Origin of the sequence: Colwellia sp. (assembly GCF_013215345.1) — a bacterium.
Taxonomy (GTDB): Bacteria; Pseudomonadota; Gammaproteobacteria; order Enterobacterales; family Alteromonadaceae; genus Colwellia.
In genome coordinates, this window is sequence record NZ_JABSOV010000043.1 from 1 (window position 1) to 18,448 (window position 18,448).

Consider the following 18,448-nt stretch of genomic DNA (forward strand, 5'->3'; position numbering starts at 1 on the left):
TTTTATTAAACTGCTTGTTTAGCCCAACCTATTTATTTGATGGTCGTGATTTAGGTGATGGTGCGGCTTTGGCCTCAATGACTATGGTGCCTGAGTTGGTTTGGGTTTTAATATGGTGCGTGTTAGCCATGGCAGCGCTTTACTCTTTAATTAAAACCAATCAAAAGTCTTATGCTTAAATCAAGGGCCTAACCCTTATGGCTAACTTTTATGGCAGGTATGATGAAAATTGAAGCGCTGAGTTTTCAACTTGAGGACTTAACATTAGCAGCACTAGCTTGTGGCAATAAAGAGCACCAACCAGTGCTATGCTTACATGGTTACTTGGATAATGCCGCAAGCTTTTTACCTTTTATGCAGCAAATAATGCAGCAAACAGTGCAACAAGGTGATTTACTCGCGAGTCGACGTATTATTGCCTTAGATTGGCCTGGACATGGTCATTCAGACCATCGCAGTGTTGGGGCTCATTACCATTTTTTTGATTATGTTAGTGATTTAGTGGCTTTGTTTAGCCTTAATAATTGGCCTGCCATTGATATCGTTGCGCACTCAATGGGCGCTATGATTGCAAGTGCATTTGCAGCGGCTTTTCCAGAAAAGGTAAAGTCACTGACCTTGATTGACTCATTTGGCTTTATTTGTGCGCCAACAGAGCAAACAACTAGCCAGTTAAGAAAAGGCGTGTTGAGCCGAGTAAAGCCAGTTAAGTCAAACCGGGCTTTTTCCGAAGAAACAGCTATTAAAGCACGCATGCATGTTTGTGACTTAAAAATCGAACATGCAAAATTGATTGTACAAAGATCATTGCTAGAGGTTAAACCTCAGCCAAGTAATAGTATAGCGGGAGATGATGCTAGTACTTTATATCGTTGGCGCTCAGACACACGCTTACGAACTATTTCACCTTATCGATTAAGCCTAGCGCAAGGGCAACAGCTTTTTAGTGATATTAAATGCCCGCTGCAATTAATTTATGGTGATAAAGGCATGGATATGGTTGCCACAGGGGTAGAGCAGTTTTCAGCCAGTGTGGATAACCTGACAACTATCCGCTTGTCAGGTGGTCACCATGTTCATATGGAGCAAACGAAAGAAATATCATATTTACTTAGTAATTTTTTTAATAAAATTCAAACAAGCGTTTAAATTTTACTGGCGCAATGATGAAAATTTTGCTAAAACAGTGGTATTAAAATAAGAGTTGCTATAAATAAAATAATTGTTATCAAAATAACAACGTAATAACCTATTGAGGAAAGCCATTGTGGAAAAAATTTGGTTAGAAAAAAGTTACCCAAGTGAAGTGCCATTCGAAATAGATGCTGATAAGTATCCATCCATTGTCGCCATGTTCACTAAATACTCTACTCAATATAGTGATAAAACTGCATTTATTAATATGGGCGCTTCAATATCATATGAAGAGCTTTTAGTACAAGCAACGGCTTTTGCTGCTTATTTACAACAAGATTTAGGCTTAGAGAAAGGCGATAAATTCGCCATCATGGTTCCTAACTGTTTACAGTATCCTATTGCATTATTTGGCGCTTTGTTAGCAGGCCTTACGGTTGTTAACGTAAACCCTTTGTATACCGCCCGTGAGCTTGAGCATCAATTAAAAGACTCTGATACTAAAGCAATGTTAATTATCGAAAACTTTGCGCAGACTCTTGAGAAAGTGATTGATAAGACGCCGGTGAAACATGTCATTATGACATCACTGGGTGATCGCTTAGGCTTAGTTAAAGGCACTGTAGTAAATTGCGTCGTTAAGTATGTTAAAAAGATGGTACCTGCGTTTAACCTACCCGGTGCCGTGCGCTTTAATAAAGTATTAGCACAAGGTATGAAGCTTAAATTGACGCCAGTAGCATTGTGCGGTGATGATCTTGCCTTCTTGCAATATACCGGTGGTACTACAGGTCTTTCTAAAGGTGCAATGTTAACGCATCGCAATATGGTGGCAAACTTACAGCAAGCTAAAGCCGCTATCAGTCCATTACTGGAAGAGGGTAACGAGTTAGTAGTAACTGCTTTACCGCTTTATCATATCTTTGCCTTAACGGCGAATTGCTTAACCTTCTTTACTTTAGGTGGCACCAACTTATTGATTACCAATCCTAGAGATATGCCAAACTTTGTTAAAGAGTTATCAAAATATCCATTCACTGCGATAACTGGCGTTAACACGTTATTTAATGGATTGTTGAATACCCCTGGTTTTAGCGATATAAACTTCAGTACCCTAAAAATGTCACTGGGTGGCGGCATGGCTGTGCAACGACCAGTAGCTGAACGTTGGCAACAAGTTACAGGTTCACGCTTGTTGGAAGGGTATGGTTTAACCGAATGTGCACCTATGGTTTCTATAAGCCCATACAATCTTGCTGCTTATGATGGCACTATTGGTATTCCAGCGCCTTCAACCGATGTTAAAATTATGCGTGAAGATGGCAGTGAAGCTGACATTGGTGAGTCTGGAGAGATGTGGGTTAAAGGTCCTCAGGTGATGTTAGGTTATTATAAATGCGTGGAAGCTACAGCCGAAGTATTAAAAGATGGCTGGTTTGCTACGGGCGATATTGCCATGATGGATGATAAAGGTTTTTTTACTATAGTCGATCGTAAAAAAGACATGATTATCGTTTCTGGTTTTAATGTCTACCCGAATGAAATTGAAGAAGTACTGGCCATGCATGACGGCGTACTAGAGTCTGCAGCAATTGGTGTTCCGCATGATGTCTCTGGTGAGATTGTGAAAATATTCGTGGTCAGTAAGTCCGATGATCTAACGGAAGAATCGCTGATTAAGCATTGTCGCGAAAACCTTACTAATTATAAAGTACCAAAATTGGTTGAGTTTCGTAAAGAGCTACCAAAAACCAATGTCGGTAAAATCTTAAGAAGAGAGCTTCGCTAATACAATAGAGCAGTACAATGTATTGATTAAGCAAACAGCTAATCAAAATGACTCATTAAAAAGGCAAGCTATCATAGCTTGCCTTTTTTTATGGTAAATTTTCTAGAGGATTACCCTAGTAGTTTAATCTTGCTGAGCCTTTAAGGTTTGACCATTTACTTCAACACTGTCATCAGACATCAAATAAACATATAAAGGCATAATATCTTCTGGGCTAGCAATTACTGTTTTATCTTCAGCAGGGAATGCACACGAGCGCATGTTGGTATTAGTAGCGCCTGGGTTAATTGCATTAGTACGCATACTGCTAGTGTCATATTCATCAGCAATAACTTGCATCATGCCTTCAGTGGCAAATTTTGACATGCTATATGGTCCCCAGTAAGCGCGCCCTTGATTGCCAACACCTGATGAGGTAAAAATCAAAGATGATTTTGGTGCTAACAATAATGTTGGTATTAATGCTTGGGCCAATAGATATTGCGCGGTGACATTCACTTTCATTACATCATTAAATACTTGCTCATGAATTTGAGTAAATGGCGTAAGCTCACCTAAAATAGAGGCATTAAGTAATGCACCATCTAGTCGACCAAATTGGCTGACAATTGTTGAACACATATCAATATAGTTTTGCTTCGTGGCACCCTTTAAATCTAGAGGGATAATAGCGGGTTCAGCTTGGCCAAGGGCTACAATTTCATCATAAACAGCTTCAAGCTTACTAACCGTTTTACCAAGAAGAATTACTGTCGCGCCAAGTTTGGCATAAGTTAATGCAGCAGTGCGGCCAATACCAGCACCAGCACCGGTAACTAGAATGATTTTGTTGTTTAAACAAGCATCTTTTATTGAATAATTAAACATCTTAGGATCTTTTCGCTGTGTGTGAGAAAAATACCTGTCTATTCTACTCGTTGACATTTTCATTGACGAGAAAAAAGTTTATTAACATGAAAAACAACACAAACTAAGACAAAATAATACAAAAAAGTAAAAAACTACTAGCACCTTGTGACATCTTGGGGTAACTTTAACTGGTCTAACTAGTTATTCAAACGGTAGTTTGAACTTTAAAAGTAAAATAACTTTAACAAATATACATAATAAAAATTAAGGCATTGGGGAATATAACATGAAAAAGCTAGCTCTCAGTCTTGCTATTATTAGCGCACTTGGTTTAAGTGCCTGTGATAGCGAAACAATCGAAGATGTACAAAAAGAAGTGGCAGGAAATGGCTCAGCGGTAATGCCGTTAGCACGTATTGTTTTTGACCCTTCTAATGGCGTTTTATCAGTCCCTAATGATTTATTATTCTCGGGTTCTCCTGATGGTACCTTACATATGCCTATTAAAAGGGATAAAGACGGCAATATAATTTCAGGTGAAAAGGATGAAGAGGGAAATGAGATTGAATCGCCTAATTATGCTGAACCATCTACTGCAATGGGAGCTATAGATGGTTGGTCAACGACTAATCCATTTGTACTTGCTATTGATTTCCCTGCGGGCACATCACTTGATGGCAGCTCTGTGGTAAATCCTGCCTCAGTAAAAATATTTGAAACCTTAATGGGTGGTGATCCTGGTTGTGAAGAAGTGCCTCGTGGTGCAGCTTGTACGGTTGTTGGTGAATTAACCTTTGGTGTTGACTTTGCAGCTCAAGCATCAGGCAATAGTATTGCAATTATTCCTTTAAAACCTCTGAAAGCAAAAACAACTTATATTCTAGCTTTAACCAATAACTTAAAAGACAGTAATGGTACAGCTGTTGCAGCTTCATTAACTTATGAAGCTGTTCGTCAAGATATTACTAATCACCCATTAGTGACTGATGATCAAAAGAGTTTGCAAGGTGTGATAAATAGTTATGAAAATGCGATTGCAGTAGCGGGTGCTGATAAAGATGCCTTAATTTACACTATGGCATTCACTACACAATCGACTGTTGATGTATTAGCGACCACTAAAGCTTTAATGGCTAATAATGTACCTGCGATGGTTGCTAATGCAATGAAAGGTATTCCAACAATAGGTGTTCAAGATACCGGGATGTCTGTTGCTAATATTTTAGCTCCTTATCCTGAAGGGCACCCTGACTTTGACAAAAACAAAATCCCACAATCATTAGTACCGTTATACTCAACAGCTAACTTTATGCAAGGTAGTATTACATTACCTTATTATCTAGGTGTACCGACCGCTGAAAATGGTATGGCTCCTATGAATGATTGGTGGAAGTCGTTATGTGATTCGGGTGCTATATTGGCTGGCGTGGCTGCAAAGATTGCCGCGGGACAGCTTCCTCCTGAAACTATCCCAACTGAGCCAGTGAGTGTTGATGATGGCACTTGTATAGCGATATCGGCGGCAAAAGGTTTGCCTGCTCCAGGTCTTAGAGCACTTGGTTTTGATACGAAACGTCATTTAACCAAATTTAGTCCTGTGCCTAAAGCTAATGCTAACATGCCTGTTGTTGTGCAAATGACTACGCCGGATGTAAATGTAGCGAATGCTGTTCGTCCAAATTTAGGTTTATCTGCTGATTTAGTTGAACCAGATAATGGCTGGCCGGTTGTTATATTGCAACACGGAATAACATCGAAAAAAGAAGATATGTTAGCCATCACAGGTATTCTTTCAGCGTATGGCTTTGCAACAGTCGCAATTAACCATCCTTTACATGGTGATCCTGATGCCCTTGGTGGTTTATTTCCTGGTGGTAGCCGTGGTTTTGATATAACTGGCCCTGATGATGTTCCTGATGGAGTTGATGATATTAATGCTTCAACAGTTTCAGCCACTCACTATATGAACCTAGCGAGCCTGTTAACTACACGTGATAATTTACGTCAGTCAACATCAGACTTAGTTGGTTTACGCTTAGGTTTAAACTTCTTAGGTGGCCTTCATACAGAAGGTAATCAAATAAAAGTTGATAGCGCCAATGTACACTTCTTAGGGCATTCATTAGGTGCTATTACAGGCATCAACTTTGTTGCTTTAACAAATACTGCGCTTGATCCGCAAGTAGACCCATTATTTGCAGTGAATACTAATACTTTAGCAATGCCGGGTGTGATGATTGCTAACCTATTGATGGAGTCAGGCTCTTTTGGTAACTTGATAAAAGCTAACTTAACCTACAGTGCCTCGCCTGAGTTTAAAGCAATGCTTGATGCAATATACCCGCTAGATGACAATGGTAAGTCTACTGCAACTGAAAAAGAGATCGTTGTAGCGTATTTAGCTTTTTATGCAGCATTAACTGCTGAACAACAAGCTGGTCTAAATGCTACTTTCACTCAATTTGTCTTTGCCGCGCAAACGGTAACTGATGCTGGAGACCCAGCAAACTATGCTGGTATCATTCAAGCGAATGCAACACCAACACACTTAATAGAAGTGGTAGGTAATGGCGTTGATAGTGATGGTGGTGTATGTAAAGATATCTTAGCCACTGATAACTGCTCAGACCAAGTTGTACCAAATAGGGTAACTACTACGCCATTTGGTGGTACTGAAGGTGCGATAGCTTTACTTGGTTTGCCAACTGTTAGTAGTGATACTGAAGGCTCTGGTGCGGTACGCTTCATTTATGGCCATCATGGTTCAATATTAGACCCTGTTCCTAACAGTGTTTCAGTGCAAGATCCTCTAGTAACAGGTGCTGTCACTCAAGAAATGCAAGGTCAAGTTGTCGGTTTCTTTGCTACTATGGGACAATTGATAAAAGTAACTAATACTGATGTGGTTAAATAAATTTTATTAGTACATTTTATTTTGGAAAGCCCTCTTTTGAGGGCTTTTTTTTGCCTAGTATTTATATCGTTTTATCAATTGTTTGCAAGCGAATAAAATAGTGTAGAATTACCAGCATTATTTTTGCCATTTTTTAACAATTAATCCTCAGGAGTTCTCTTGGAATTTTTATACGAATACGGAATGTTTTTAGCAAAAACTGTTACTTTCGTTTTGGCTGTTATTGCCATTATTATAGCCATTGCTGGTGCAGCGATGAAACAGCAACACAAAAAAGGTGAGCTTGAAATCACCGACTTGTCTGAGCAATTTATCGAGACCGAAGAAGATATTATTCATGCCTTATTAACCAAGGAAGAATATAAAGAAAAAGAAAAAGCCGATAAAAAACAAGCAAAAGAAAAAGCTAAAGCCGATAAAGCAAAAGCAAAAGCTGGCGAAGATGCTGAGCCAAGTAAAGCTCATGTTTTTGTCGTTGATTTTAATGGCAGTATTGATGCTAAAGAAGTTAGTTCGTTACGTGAAGAAGTGACAGCTATACTTTCTGTGGCTAAGCCTGAAGATGAAGTTTTTGTTCGTTTAGAGAGTGGCGGCGGTATGGTGCACGGCTATGGTCTAGCCTCTTCACAACTTGACCGTATTCGTCAGCATAATATTCCACTGACCGTATCAGTAGATAAAGTAGCGGCTAGTGGCGGTTATATGATGGCGTGTGTAGCTAACAATATTATCTCCGCTCCTTTTGCTATTTTAGGCTCTATTGGTGTTATTGCTCAGGTACCAAATTTCAACAAGTTATTGAAAAAGCATGATATTGAATTTGAGCAATTTACTGCCGGCGAATTTAAACGCACAGTCACTATGTTTGGTGAAAACACAGAGAAAGGTAAAGAGAAGTTTATTGAAGAGTTGGAAGAAACCCATGTGTTATTTAAAAACTTTGTTAGTGAGCGTAGACCTAGCTTAGATATTGCAAAAGTTGCAACCGGTGAGCACTGGTTTGGTACTACCGCCTTAGAGCTTGGTTTAGTTGATAGCATCCAAACCAGTGATGACTACTTACAAGGGAAAAGTAAAAGTCATAAAGTAGTAGCGATAAAGTTTGAAGTGAAGAAAGGCTTAGCAGAGAAGTTTTCAAAAGCAGCTTCATTATCTGCAGAAAGCTTTATCGGCAAGCTGTTACAACGCAATAATATTTTTCCAAGTTAGGTATGAGATAGATATGAAGCTGGCACGAGTTAATCATTGGCTCGCTAGTTTTGCTTTTACAGTAACTAATTCATAACCTCATTCTGATACCTACAAAAAAGCCTTGCTGAGTTTACTCAACAAGGCTTTTTTAATCACTATTAGCCAGTTATAAGGCTAGTCTTTAGTTATCTTTTAAGTGCTTAAAATCAATCTCTTCAATGTTATGACCGGCTTTTGGGTCTAAATACATATCTTCATCAAACTGATCTTCACTCTTAGCAATTACTACACTGACCATACTGTCGCCGGTAACATTAACTGCAGTACGTGTCATATCAAGTATACGGTCAACACCTATAATTAACGCAATACCTTCCACAGGTAAACCTACTTGATCTAATACCATGGCTAGCATAATCAAACCAACACCTGGAACACCTGCCGTGCCAATAGAGGCGAGAGTCGCGGTAAGTACAACGGTTAAGTAGTCAGCCAAAGTTAAGTCTTGAGTAAATACTTGTGCGATAAATACGGTGGCGACACCTTGCATAATTGCTGTGCCATCCATATTAATGGTGGCACCTAGTGGTACAGTAAATGAAGCAATAGAGTTTTTAACACCCATCTTCTTAGTTGCAGTTTCTAAGGTGACTGGAATAGTTGCGTTAGAGCTGGCAGTCGAGAAGGCAAAAATAGCAGCGTCGCGCATTTTCTTTAAAAAGATCAGCGGATTTAAACCGGTTAACATTTTTAAGATAATAGGGTAAGTCACTAAAGCATGAATAACTAAGACAAAGAATACGACAAAGAAGTATTTTATTAAGTTACCAAAGGTGTCTAGTGACACTGTGGTAAATAAGGTTGCTAATAATGCAAAAACGCCATAAGGGGCGATATTCATTAAAATGGTAACCAAGCGCATGATCACTTCACTTAAATCTTCAAATAATGAAGCTATGCGTTCACCAGCTTTTCCTGAAAGTGCAATGGCAATACCAAAGAGCAGTGCAAAAACAATTATCTGTAACATGTTGCCTTGGGCAAATGAAGCAAAAGGGTTGGTAGGGAACATTTGGATTATAACTTGCGCTAAAGACGGCGCTTCTCTACTGGTAAAACTACTATTCGATACCATATTTACTCCTTCTCCCGGAGCAATAAGCAAGGCGACAAAAATAGCAAAACTGATAGCAATGGCGGTGGTGGCAAGATATAAACCAATAGCTTTACCACCGATTCGGCCAAGTTTACTGGTATCTTTCAACGAGCAAACGCCACAAACTAGTGAGACAAAAACTAGTGGTACAACGAGCATACGCAAACTGGCCATAAATATTTGCCCTATGACTTCTAGCACACCATCAACCAGTAAACCTCTTAGGGATAAATCAAAAAAATAAAGGTTGATAAGCTTGTCAGAGCCATTTGGCATTAACCACTGCAAGAAGGTTCCTAAAAAAATACCGCTAACCATACCGATAACAATACGGCTGGTTAAACTGGTTTTTTTGAGGGTAGGGGAAGTTGTTTGTTCAATTGTCATAGTGTCTATGTTACTTCAGCTAGGTTGTAAGTTAAGTTGTAATTATTATACATATATTACACTTCCAATTTTCAGCGCTAAGGTTAGCAATAATTGCCTAGATTAAAAACTACTTTATTACAGCTATTGATAAAGCTGCAATAAGTTAAAAAATGGTTAACTCATTAACTGAAGCTAATTTTTTTTTAATAACCAGTACCTTTTTGTTATTTATAAGTTAATATGGTTAAAGTATGTAAAATTAAAAATAAATTTAGGGAAGCTTTATGCAGTTACTTCGACGTTTAAGTTTTACCATGTTACTCATGTCGATGATGACTTTAGTAGCCTGTGGTGATGGAGATGGTGATCTTACCGGTGGTGGTGATGGCGGTGGTACCGGAGATGCCGTAACTTTAACCGTTACAAAGTCCGATGGTGATTTATCTGCGATTAATAATATTACTGTTTCAGCTACTGTTCTAAATAATGGTAATGCTGTGGCTAATAAAACGGTTAGCTTTACTTTAGCCATTGAACGCTCTGCTACATTTGACCCTGTCGTGGGCACTGCGACAACGGATGCAAATGGCGTTGCTACAATAGTGATAAAAGTAACCGATGTAAAAGGCTCGGTTAATGTTATCGCCAGCTATGAAAGTGAGTCTGATAATATTAGTTTTGATAGTGTCGGGGATGGTGAAAGTGACGATGGTTCATCTGGTGCTGCTAAAATTAGCCTTGAAAAGTCAGCAGGAGATTTATCAGCGGCTAATGCAATAACCATTTCTGCAAGTATACTATCACTTGACAACGGTGAGGGCTTGGAAGGTCAACTTGTAACATTTACCTTGAATGATGCAACTATGGCCACTTTTGATCCTGCTATAGGTACTGCGGTTACCGATGCTTCGGGTATAGCGTCAATTATTGTTAAAGTAACTGATGTTGCTGGTGGTGTTGAAGTTACAGCTACTGCTACAGGTTTAGGTTCAGATACAGGCTTTACTAAAATTGGTTTCACTAGTGTCGGTGATGGAGTAAAAGTTATTGTAGGTGAACCAGTGGCCGCTTCTATTCGGTTATTTGCTAGCTCACCGCAAATTGCCTCGAGCGGTGCTCAAACTATAGAGTTATCAGTCATAGCTAAAGACGAAAATAATAATCTACTTGAAGGAGTCACTATTAACTTTGCGGCTAACTCAGGTGCTTTAGCAAAGATTATCGATAACAGTGGTAATAGTACAAACGTTACTGGCCCAGACGGTAAAGTGTCGATGATGTTATCGACTGAAGATGAACCGAGCAATAGGACTATATTAGTTACCGTAACGAGTGGGGATATTAGCGATTCTCTAGAAATAGATGTTGTTGGTACAATATTAACTTTAACGGGTTCAAGCTCTTTAGCATTAGATGATAAGACGAATTATATAGTTAAAGTACTAGACTCAGATGGTAATGGCGTGGCAAAAACCGATGTAGCAATATCTTTGGGGGGAGGCGAAGCAGGCATAGAACTCCCTACTCCAGCCTTGGTAACAACAGACGCAGAAGGGCAAGCCACGATACAAGTAACAGGTGTTTCTAGTGGTACTAATACTCTTGTTATTACAGCCCTTGGTGCCTCGGCTAACCAGAGTGTTTCTGTTCAAGCAGATTCATTCTTATTCACTAATTTTAGTAACGGAGTTGACACGGTTAACCCATCAGACACACCTATTGTCCCAGATGTTTCTTTGCTACAAACGGCTACTGTAACGCTTACTTGGCAAAGAAATGGTTCTCCGGTATCAAGTGTGCCAGTTGGCTTTACTACTACCCGAGGAGTCTTATCGGTTGATATGGCATCTACTAATGTCAATGGCGAAGTAACAGCAACATTAACGTCCAATAATGCTGGCAAAGCCCTAGTTACTTTTGTTGGTACGGACACTTTTGATGGCAAGGTTATTGAGTTAACAAATCAGCTTGAATTTGAGTTTTATGCAGATACTGCTGCGACAATAATAGCGCAAGCCTCACCAAGCTCAATTGGCCCTAATCAGCAAACGTCAACTATATCTGTGGTAGTAAGAGATGTTAATCGTAATTTGGTTAAAAATAAAACTATAAAGTTTGAAGTAGACGATATTAGTGGTGGTGAAATATTCCCTGCTACTGCAGTAACTGATAGTAATGGCAGCGCATCTACCGTTTATACTTCAAATAATACCTCTGCCCATGAGGGGGTTGCGATTACCGCGACAGTGATTGGTAGTCTGCCAATTGTTACAGATACGGTTAATTTAACTGTTGCTGACCGGGAGCTGTTTATTACTTTGGGTACGGGTAATACAATAGAAGAACCAGATGTTACGGATTACATTAAGGAATTCTCAGTATTTGTTACAGATGTCGATTCTAATCCCGTGGCGAATGTCGAATTAACCATTTCTCTAATCCCTGAGCGGTATTATAAAGGCTACTGGACAAGATTATATGATGGGGATAAATTTAAAGTGTGGATTACTGACGCTGTAGTTGGTGATGTTCAAGCACGAACAGCAACTATTTTTTGTGATAATGAAGATATCAATTTAAATGGTATTTTAGATTTTGGAGAAGACACTAATAATGATGGGTTGTTAACACCTGGTAATGTTGCCAAAGCAGATGGAACAGTAACGACAGATGAAGATGGACGAGCGATTGTAAAAATCAATTATGGGCAAAGTTATGCTCATTGGGTTGATATACATTTAATTGCTTCGGCTAACGTCACAGGTAGTGAAAGTTTAAATCAAACGATTTTTACATTACCTGTAGCAGCAAATGATGTAAATTCAGAAGATCTAACTCCACCAACACAAGGGGTAGGGCTCGAAGGTCCTTTTGGGGGCAATCAAAATTGTTCAGTTCCCGATTAATAAGTTAGATTAAATGATAAAAGGCTCCTTAGGAGCCTTTTTTTGATCTTTAACTAGTTTTTTATTAAAATCTTATTTCTTTGAATCGATTACTTAGCCATCTCTTCAAGCAAAAATGCCGAAATCTCAGCACCTACTTTCAGGGTTTTATCTCGACCCACTTCACCTTGACCTGAGCTATCAGTGAAAGGGGCAATCTCCATCATATCAGCGCCGGTAATGGGGTATTTAGCTGCTAAGGCACGCAAGATATCCATGGCATCACTTGGCATTAAGCCATCAGGCTCTGGCGTACCGGTTGCACTAGCAAAGCTTTCATCAATGGCATCTATATCAAAGCTTACATAAAGCTCGTCAATATTTTCATCTTTAAGTTGGTTAAGAATATTCTCTATGGTTTGTTGGATACCATGGGCTTTCATATCTTTTGCCCAATGTTGTCTAACACCAAAGGTATCTTCCCAGTGACTTTGTGGTCTGCCGCTAGAGCGAATGCCAACTTGAATGAGGTGATGTTTTTCATGCAGGTCATCTAAAATATGGGTACACCAAGAGCCGAAACATAAATCAATGCCTAAACGTTCAACCAATAAATCGGTATGGGCATCAAAGTGGATTATCGCGGCACGTTTACCTTGCTGCTTTTTAGCTTGTAAGTAAGCTTTGGTTAACGGGTAACTTACACTGTGATCACCGCCAATACCAAAAATACCTTTTTCAGGGAATTCAGCATAAAAGTCATGCAAGACATCTTCAGTGATAGTTAATGGGCTAATGGCATAGTTACTGTGCTCATCTTGATAAAGCGCCTTTCTGCAATTGGCTATTGTCGCTTCATTTAAATACTTGTCTGCAAGCAAATGAGGAATAACACGAATATCGCCCATGTCAAAAGCGGTCAGCTCGGGATAGTTCTCTAGCAAATTAGCGCGCAAGAATAACGGTCCCCAGTTAGCGCCACGTAAAATTCCGCCACCACAATCTGATGCTATACCTAAAATAACAGCTTTAGACGCCTCTGGCAGCTTATTTAACGATGCTTTCCATAAATCATCAACATCCACTGCTTGTCCGAAAATAGTTTTATGTAATTGCTCTTTACGCTCTTTAGCGGTATTAACGGTAAATACGCCGTTGCCAGGTGGACACAAACAATTGCTGAGTTTGTTATAAAATGCTGATGTAATAGTTGTCATTTGAAGTCTCTGTTTGATTATTTACTCGGATCATCTGTTGATGCAGGTGACCCTTATAGGTTCAAAATTTAAATTTTTTAACAATATGCTCTTATGTTTTATCGCAAAGTCTATTATGATTGCCGCTAAAAATAGGCAAAGTGTCACTTAGCGCACAGTGTTATCAATAAATGCCTATTATAGCTAAAACCCCTATGTGGGTGAATAGCATTCCCTGAGAAGTAAAATAATTACTTGTCAGTTTGCATATTTATAGATATACCTATAGATAGTTATGCAGAAATTAATTTTAAATAACATGTTTTTTTTATCGCTAGCATGGTCATAACAAGTACGCTCGCACTTTGTTGATTAGATTAGCGTTTGAATAAAAAGGCAAAAAATAATTTGCCTTTATCGAAGGATTATAAATTTTTATGGCAAAATCACTGGTTATTGTCGAGTCGCCAGCCAAAGCGAAAACAATTAATAAATATTTAGGCAAAGACTTTATTGTAAAGTCGAGTGTTGGTCATATACGTGATCTTCCGCACAGTAGCACTGGTAAAAAAGTTGCTGCTAAGTCTCCGGCTGAGGTGCGTAAGATGGCACCTGCAGCAAAAGCCAAATATAAAGCAAAGCGCGATAAACAAGCGCTTGTCAATCGTATGGGCATTGACCCAGAAAATAACTGGGCAGCCAATTATCAAATACTGCCAGGTAAAGAAAAAGTTGTTAGTGAACTGCAAAAGCTGGCAGAAAAAGCTGACATTATCTATCTCGCAACCGATTTGGATCGCGAGGGAGAGGCGATTGCTTGGCATTTAAAAGAGATTATTGGTGGCGACGATGAAAAATTCCGCCGTGTTGTTTTTAATGAAATAACTGAAAGCTCTATTCAACAAGCATTTGCTACCCCTGGTGAATTGAGTATGCCTGGCGTTAATGCTCAGCAAGCGAGACGTTTTCTCGATCGCGTGGTTGGCTTTATGGTCAGCCCACTATTGTGGAAAAAAGTTGCACGTGGCTTATCAGCAGGACGAGTTCAATCTGTTGCTGTTAAATTAGTGGTCGAAAAAGAACGTGAAATTAAAGCGTTTGATCCAAAAGAGTTTTGGGACATCGCTGTTGATACCCATGCAACGACAGGTGAAGTACTAACTCTTGATGTTACCCACGAAAATGGCAAAGCATTTAAACCAACGACTGAAAAAGAAACTAATGCGGCTTTAGCAATACTAAATCCGGCTGATTATGCTGTCAGCAAACGTGAAGATAGACCGTCAAAAAGTACACCGTCGGCACCTTTCATTACCTCGACATTACAGCAAGCAGCCAGTACTAAATTAGGCTATGGTGTAAAACGTACTATGGGCTTAGCCCAACGTTTGTATGAAGCGGGTCATATAACTTATATGCGTACCGATTCAACCAATTTAAGTAAAGATGCGGTAGAAATGTGCCGTAAGTACATTACTGATAGCTTTGGTGAAAATTACTTACCTGAAAAACCAAAAACATATGGCTCTAAAGCAGGTGCACAAGAGGCACATGAAGCAATACGCCCATCTAATGTTAAGCTTGAAGCTGCATTTCTTGAAGGTATTGAGCCTGATGCGAAGAAGCTTTATGAGCTGATTTGGCGCCAGTTTGTTGCCTGTCAAATGACTGCTGCTCGTTATACCGTGAGTACCTTAACAATTAGCGCAGCTAACTTTGATTTAAAAGCTAAAGGCCGAGTGATGCAATTTGATGGTTGGACTAAAGTTCATCCACAGCTAAGCAAAGGTGATGATACTCACTTGCCTGATTTAAAAGTGGGTGAAAAGCTAACCTTAGATAATATTGAAGCAAGCCAACATTTTACTAAGCCACCAGCTCGTTTTGGTGAAGCATCATTAGTAAAAGAGTTAGAAAAACGTTCAATTGGTAGACCTTCAACCTATGCGTCAATTATTTCAACGATTCAAGATCGTGGTTATGTTCGACTAGACAAAAAACGTTTCTACGCTGAAAAAATGGGTGAAATTGTTACTAACAGTTTATCTGGCAGCTTCGAAAAGTTAATGAGCTACGAATTCACTTCGAACATGGAACAAGAGCTTGATGAAATCGCGGGTGGTACTGCTGATTGGAAAGCTGTTTTAGACGAGTTTTATAAAAACTTTACCAAACAATTAGCAAAAGCTGACCAACCCTCTGAAGATGGTGGTATGCAAAATAATGAGCCAGTATTAACCGATATTGATTGCCCGACTTGTAATCGTAAAATGGGTATTCGAACGGCTCAAACCGGCGTGTTTTTAGGCTGCTCAGGTTATGCTTTACCGCCAAAAGAACGCTGTACCAAAACCATGAATTTAACGGCTGGTGCAGAAGCTGAAAGTGTTTTAGCTGAAGATGCTGAAACCGAAGCGCTTATGGCAATGCGTCGTTGTGATAAATGTGGTACCGCGATGGACAGTTACCTTATTGACGAAACACGTAAATTACATGTTTGTGGTAATAACCCAGTATGTGATGGTATTGAAGTTGAAAAGGGTGAATTTAAGATTAAAGGTTACGATGGTCCAATTTTAGATTGTGACCGTTGTGAAGCTCCTATGGAGTTAAAATCTGGCCGTTTTGGTAAGTATTTTGATTGTACTAATGAAGAGTGTAAGAATACACGTAAATTGCTTGCTAGTGGTGAAGCTGCGCCACCTAAAGAAGACCCGGTACAATTACCTGAACTTGAATGTGAAAAATCTGACGCTCACTTTGTTCTTCGTGATGGTGCTGCCGGTATTTTCTTAGCAGCGCATACTTTCCCTCGTTCTAGAGAAACTAGAGCACCGAAAGTAGCTGAGTTACAACGATTTAGAGACAGGATTTCCGAAAAATTCTATTACTTAGCTGATGCGCCCGCAGAAGATAATGAAGGGAATTTAGCGGTAGTACGTTACAGCCGTAAAACCAAAGAGCAGTACGTAATGACTGAGATTGCTACTGACGAAGGTAAGCCGAAAGCGACTGGCTGGACAGCTAAGTATATTGACGGTAAGTGGGTAGAAGATATACCTAAGAAAAAAGTAGCGAAAAAGAAAGCTGCTAAAAAACCAGCAGCGAAAAAGCCTGCAAGTAAAGCTAAAGCCGCTAAAAAAGTAGATACAAAGTCATCCTAGAGAATTTATTCTAGTTTGAATACAAAAATAGATACCTTTGGGTATCTATTTTTTTGTCCTGTTTCTGTTTTTTATATCTAGTATTGCACCAACACACAGTCCTAACCTAAGCCCTAATCTAAGTCCTCTAATTTATCTAGAACCTTTCTGGCTTGTGCTAAAGTACAATCAGTTAGTGCCATTAAGGCGGTGACGGTAAGATTATCAAGGCGAATAGCCAGTGCTAACAGGTTATCATGGCTTAAATGTTGATATTCTCTTTTAAGTAATTTTCCAAGCCATAGCCAGCTTTCTTCTTGCTCTTGCTCGATAAGTTTAACTAGGGCTTGTATTTGACTAAAGTTAGCTTTGATTTGCCAATTTCTAGAACGGCCAATACGGCTTAAGTCACAGTCTAATTGCCTGATATGGGCTTTTAAAGCGTATGCCTTCATCGTTCGACGAACAAAGGCAGGCAAGTTGATGGTATGGATTACTTCCACGGGGAACGGGTCTTAAATTGTTAAAATAAAGCCAGCAGTAAGCTGGCTTAGAGAAAAACTTACCATTTTTTCTTCGGTTGGAATAATAAGTCTAATTCATTTTCTTCACTTTTTGCTTTTTTCGCGGCATCTTTAGCATTCGTATGTTTCAATGCATCAGTAATATCTTCTAATTGTTGCGTTACCTCAGCATGCTTTGCCGCCACATAGTCAGTTTTAACGGTACTGTTTGCTAAACTTTGTAGAGCCTTCTCAAAGTATTGCCTGGCTGAGCCAAGCATCTCTTTACTAAAGGCTTGAGTGCCGCGTTTAACTAAACTTTCAATGTTAATTTTTAGCTGCATTGTCGCTAATTTTTGATCTTCTGCGGTAAAGGTTTGCGCATCTAATGCACCTTTGCTTTGCTCTGATTTAAGTACGGCGCGTAATTTTTTAATACACTGTAAAATAGCAACGAGTTGTTGCTCGTTATCAGGCAGGACAAAATTATCGTCGGCACCGGCTTGATTTTCAGCAAGATCTTCAGAGGCTTGTAAGCGAGACTTTAATTCTTGAGCTCTTTTTTTGATACCTTTAACTTCAGGCATAAGTTCTTGCATGGTTTTTGCTGCATTTAAGCTGCGGCGGTTTAATATTTTGACAATGTTAGGGTTACTAGGCAAGTTTGCTAAATTAAAAATAAGCTCTTCACTTTCATCTATAATCGCTTTTTGCTTAGCTACCTTGACGCGTTTTTCCGCTTCTAACTTTTCTTTATGTTGTTGAATAGAGGTCACCACAACAACAATAACGATTAAGGCAATGATTAACCCAACAATAATAGCGATCATCTAAGATTCTCTTGAATAAATAAACTACTAGGCAGTCTACAAAAAATGCATTGCTTAGCATAGGACTAGTTGCACATTTAACTCAAAAAATGGCTGAACAAAGGTATTTATAAATATATACCCAAGCTACTTCAAGATTCTCGTTTCAGGACGGCTGAGCGATTCATAATCAAGGCGCGTATTTTATTAATGGTCATTCCCTTAATTACCTACGCAACAATGAATATGATTTGCTCGTTCGTCCCCGTAGGGCTGGTTTAGAAATGCTTTATCCGTCGTTATTGATTTCGACAAGGACGCTACATGGATGTAGCTTAATAGAGAATGCAGGAGCTTATTCTCCTGAATAACCATTCTCTTCAATCAATGCCTTGTCTAAAGACGTTTCTAATTCCAGCTGAATCCTGCATCTTGAGGTTGTTTGGTATAGTATAACGAAGGAAAAAAACTTTATCGAATTTAGCTGAAGTGGTAAATATTATTTACAAA

Annotated in this window: 11 protein-coding genes; 6 read left to right on the forward strand and 5 right to left on the reverse strand. The window is 39.2% G+C overall.

Annotation, left to right across the window (positions count from 1 at the left end; genetic code table 11):
* Positions 1 to 219: 219 nt before the first annotated feature.
* Together HRT50_RS08600 and fadD are read left to right on the forward strand one after the other, a co-directional pair.
* Entirely contained in the window at positions 220 to 1,149 is a 930-nt protein-coding gene (locus HRT50_RS08600; RefSeq protein ID WP_291613430.1) for an alpha/beta hydrolase, read from the forward strand.
* Positions 1,150 to 1,267: 118 nt separating this feature from the next.
* Positions 1,268 to 2,923 carry a long-chain-fatty-acid--CoA ligase FadD gene (fadD, locus tag HRT50_RS08605; protein ID WP_291613432.1) on the forward strand — a complete coding sequence of 552 codons (1,656 nt, stop codon included), beginning with the start codon at positions 1,268 to 1,270 and terminating at the stop codon, positions 2,921 to 2,923.
* Positions 2,924 to 3,046: 123 nt separating this feature from the next.
* On the opposite strand, the gene HRT50_RS08610 is transcribed toward fadD, so the two are convergent.
* Positions 3,047 to 3,790 carry a YciK family oxidoreductase gene (locus tag HRT50_RS08610; protein ID WP_291613435.1) on the reverse strand — a complete coding sequence of 248 codons (744 nt, stop codon included), beginning with the start codon at positions 3,788 to 3,790 and terminating at the stop codon, positions 3,047 to 3,049.
* Positions 3,791 to 4,058: 268 nt separating this feature from the next.
* Between HRT50_RS08610 and HRT50_RS08615 the strand changes: the two genes are divergently transcribed.
* Positions 4,059 to 6,686: a VolA/Pla-1 family phospholipase gene (locus HRT50_RS08615; protein ID WP_291613438.1), complete on the forward strand. Its 2,628-nt coding sequence runs from the start codon at positions 4,059 to 4,061 to the stop codon at positions 6,684 to 6,686.
* 159 nt (positions 6,687 to 6,845) lie between these two features.
* Positions 6,846 to 7,895: a protease SohB gene (gene sohB, locus HRT50_RS08620; protein ID WP_291613439.1), complete on the forward strand. Its 1,050-nt coding sequence runs from the start codon at positions 6,846 to 6,848 to the stop codon at positions 7,893 to 7,895.
* A 163-nt stretch (positions 7,896 to 8,058) separates the two neighbouring features.
* Here sohB and HRT50_RS08625 read toward each other — a convergent pair whose 3' ends face one another.
* The gene (locus HRT50_RS08625; RefSeq protein WP_291613441.1) at positions 8,059 to 9,420 is read right to left on the reverse strand and encodes a dicarboxylate/amino acid:cation symporter; all 1,362 of its coding nucleotides are present in this window, start codon (positions 9,418 to 9,420) and stop codon (positions 8,059 to 8,061) included.
* Positions 9,421 to 9,686: 266 nt separating this feature from the next.
* On the opposite strand from HRT50_RS08625, the gene HRT50_RS08630 reads away from it, so the two are divergent.
* Positions 9,687 to 12,308, forward strand: coding sequence for an Ig-like domain-containing protein (locus HRT50_RS08630; protein ID WP_291613443.1), 2,622 nt, complete (start codon positions 9,687 to 9,689; stop codon positions 12,306 to 12,308).
* A gap of 89 nt (positions 12,309 to 12,397) precedes the next feature.
* Here the strand turns inward: HRT50_RS08630 and HRT50_RS08635 are convergent, their stop codons facing one another.
* Positions 12,398 to 13,504, reverse strand: a complete 1,107-nt coding sequence (locus tag HRT50_RS08635) for an arginase family protein (RefSeq protein WP_291613445.1) — start codon at positions 13,502 to 13,504, stop codon at positions 12,398 to 12,400.
* A 416-nt stretch (positions 13,505 to 13,920) separates the two neighbouring features.
* Here HRT50_RS08635 and topA point away from each other — a divergent pair, with 416 nt between their 5' ends.
* The gene (gene topA, locus HRT50_RS08640) at positions 13,921 to 16,647 is read left to right on the forward strand and encodes a type I DNA topoisomerase (RefSeq protein WP_291613446.1); all 2,727 of its coding nucleotides are present in this window, start codon (positions 13,921 to 13,923) and stop codon (positions 16,645 to 16,647) included.
* A 113-nt stretch (positions 16,648 to 16,760) separates the two neighbouring features.
* Here topA and HRT50_RS08645 read toward each other — a convergent pair whose 3' ends face one another.
* Positions 16,761 to 17,129 (reverse strand): ribosome recycling factor family protein, encoded by a 369-nt coding sequence (locus tag HRT50_RS08645; RefSeq protein ID WP_291613448.1) that lies wholly within the window; start codon positions 17,127 to 17,129, stop codon positions 16,761 to 16,763.
* Positions 17,130 to 17,188: 59 nt separating this feature from the next.
* Positions 17,189 to 17,959, reverse strand: coding sequence for a hypothetical protein (locus HRT50_RS08650; RefSeq protein ID WP_291613450.1), 771 nt, complete (start codon positions 17,957 to 17,959; stop codon positions 17,189 to 17,191).
* Positions 17,960 to 18,448: the final 489 nt, after the last annotated feature.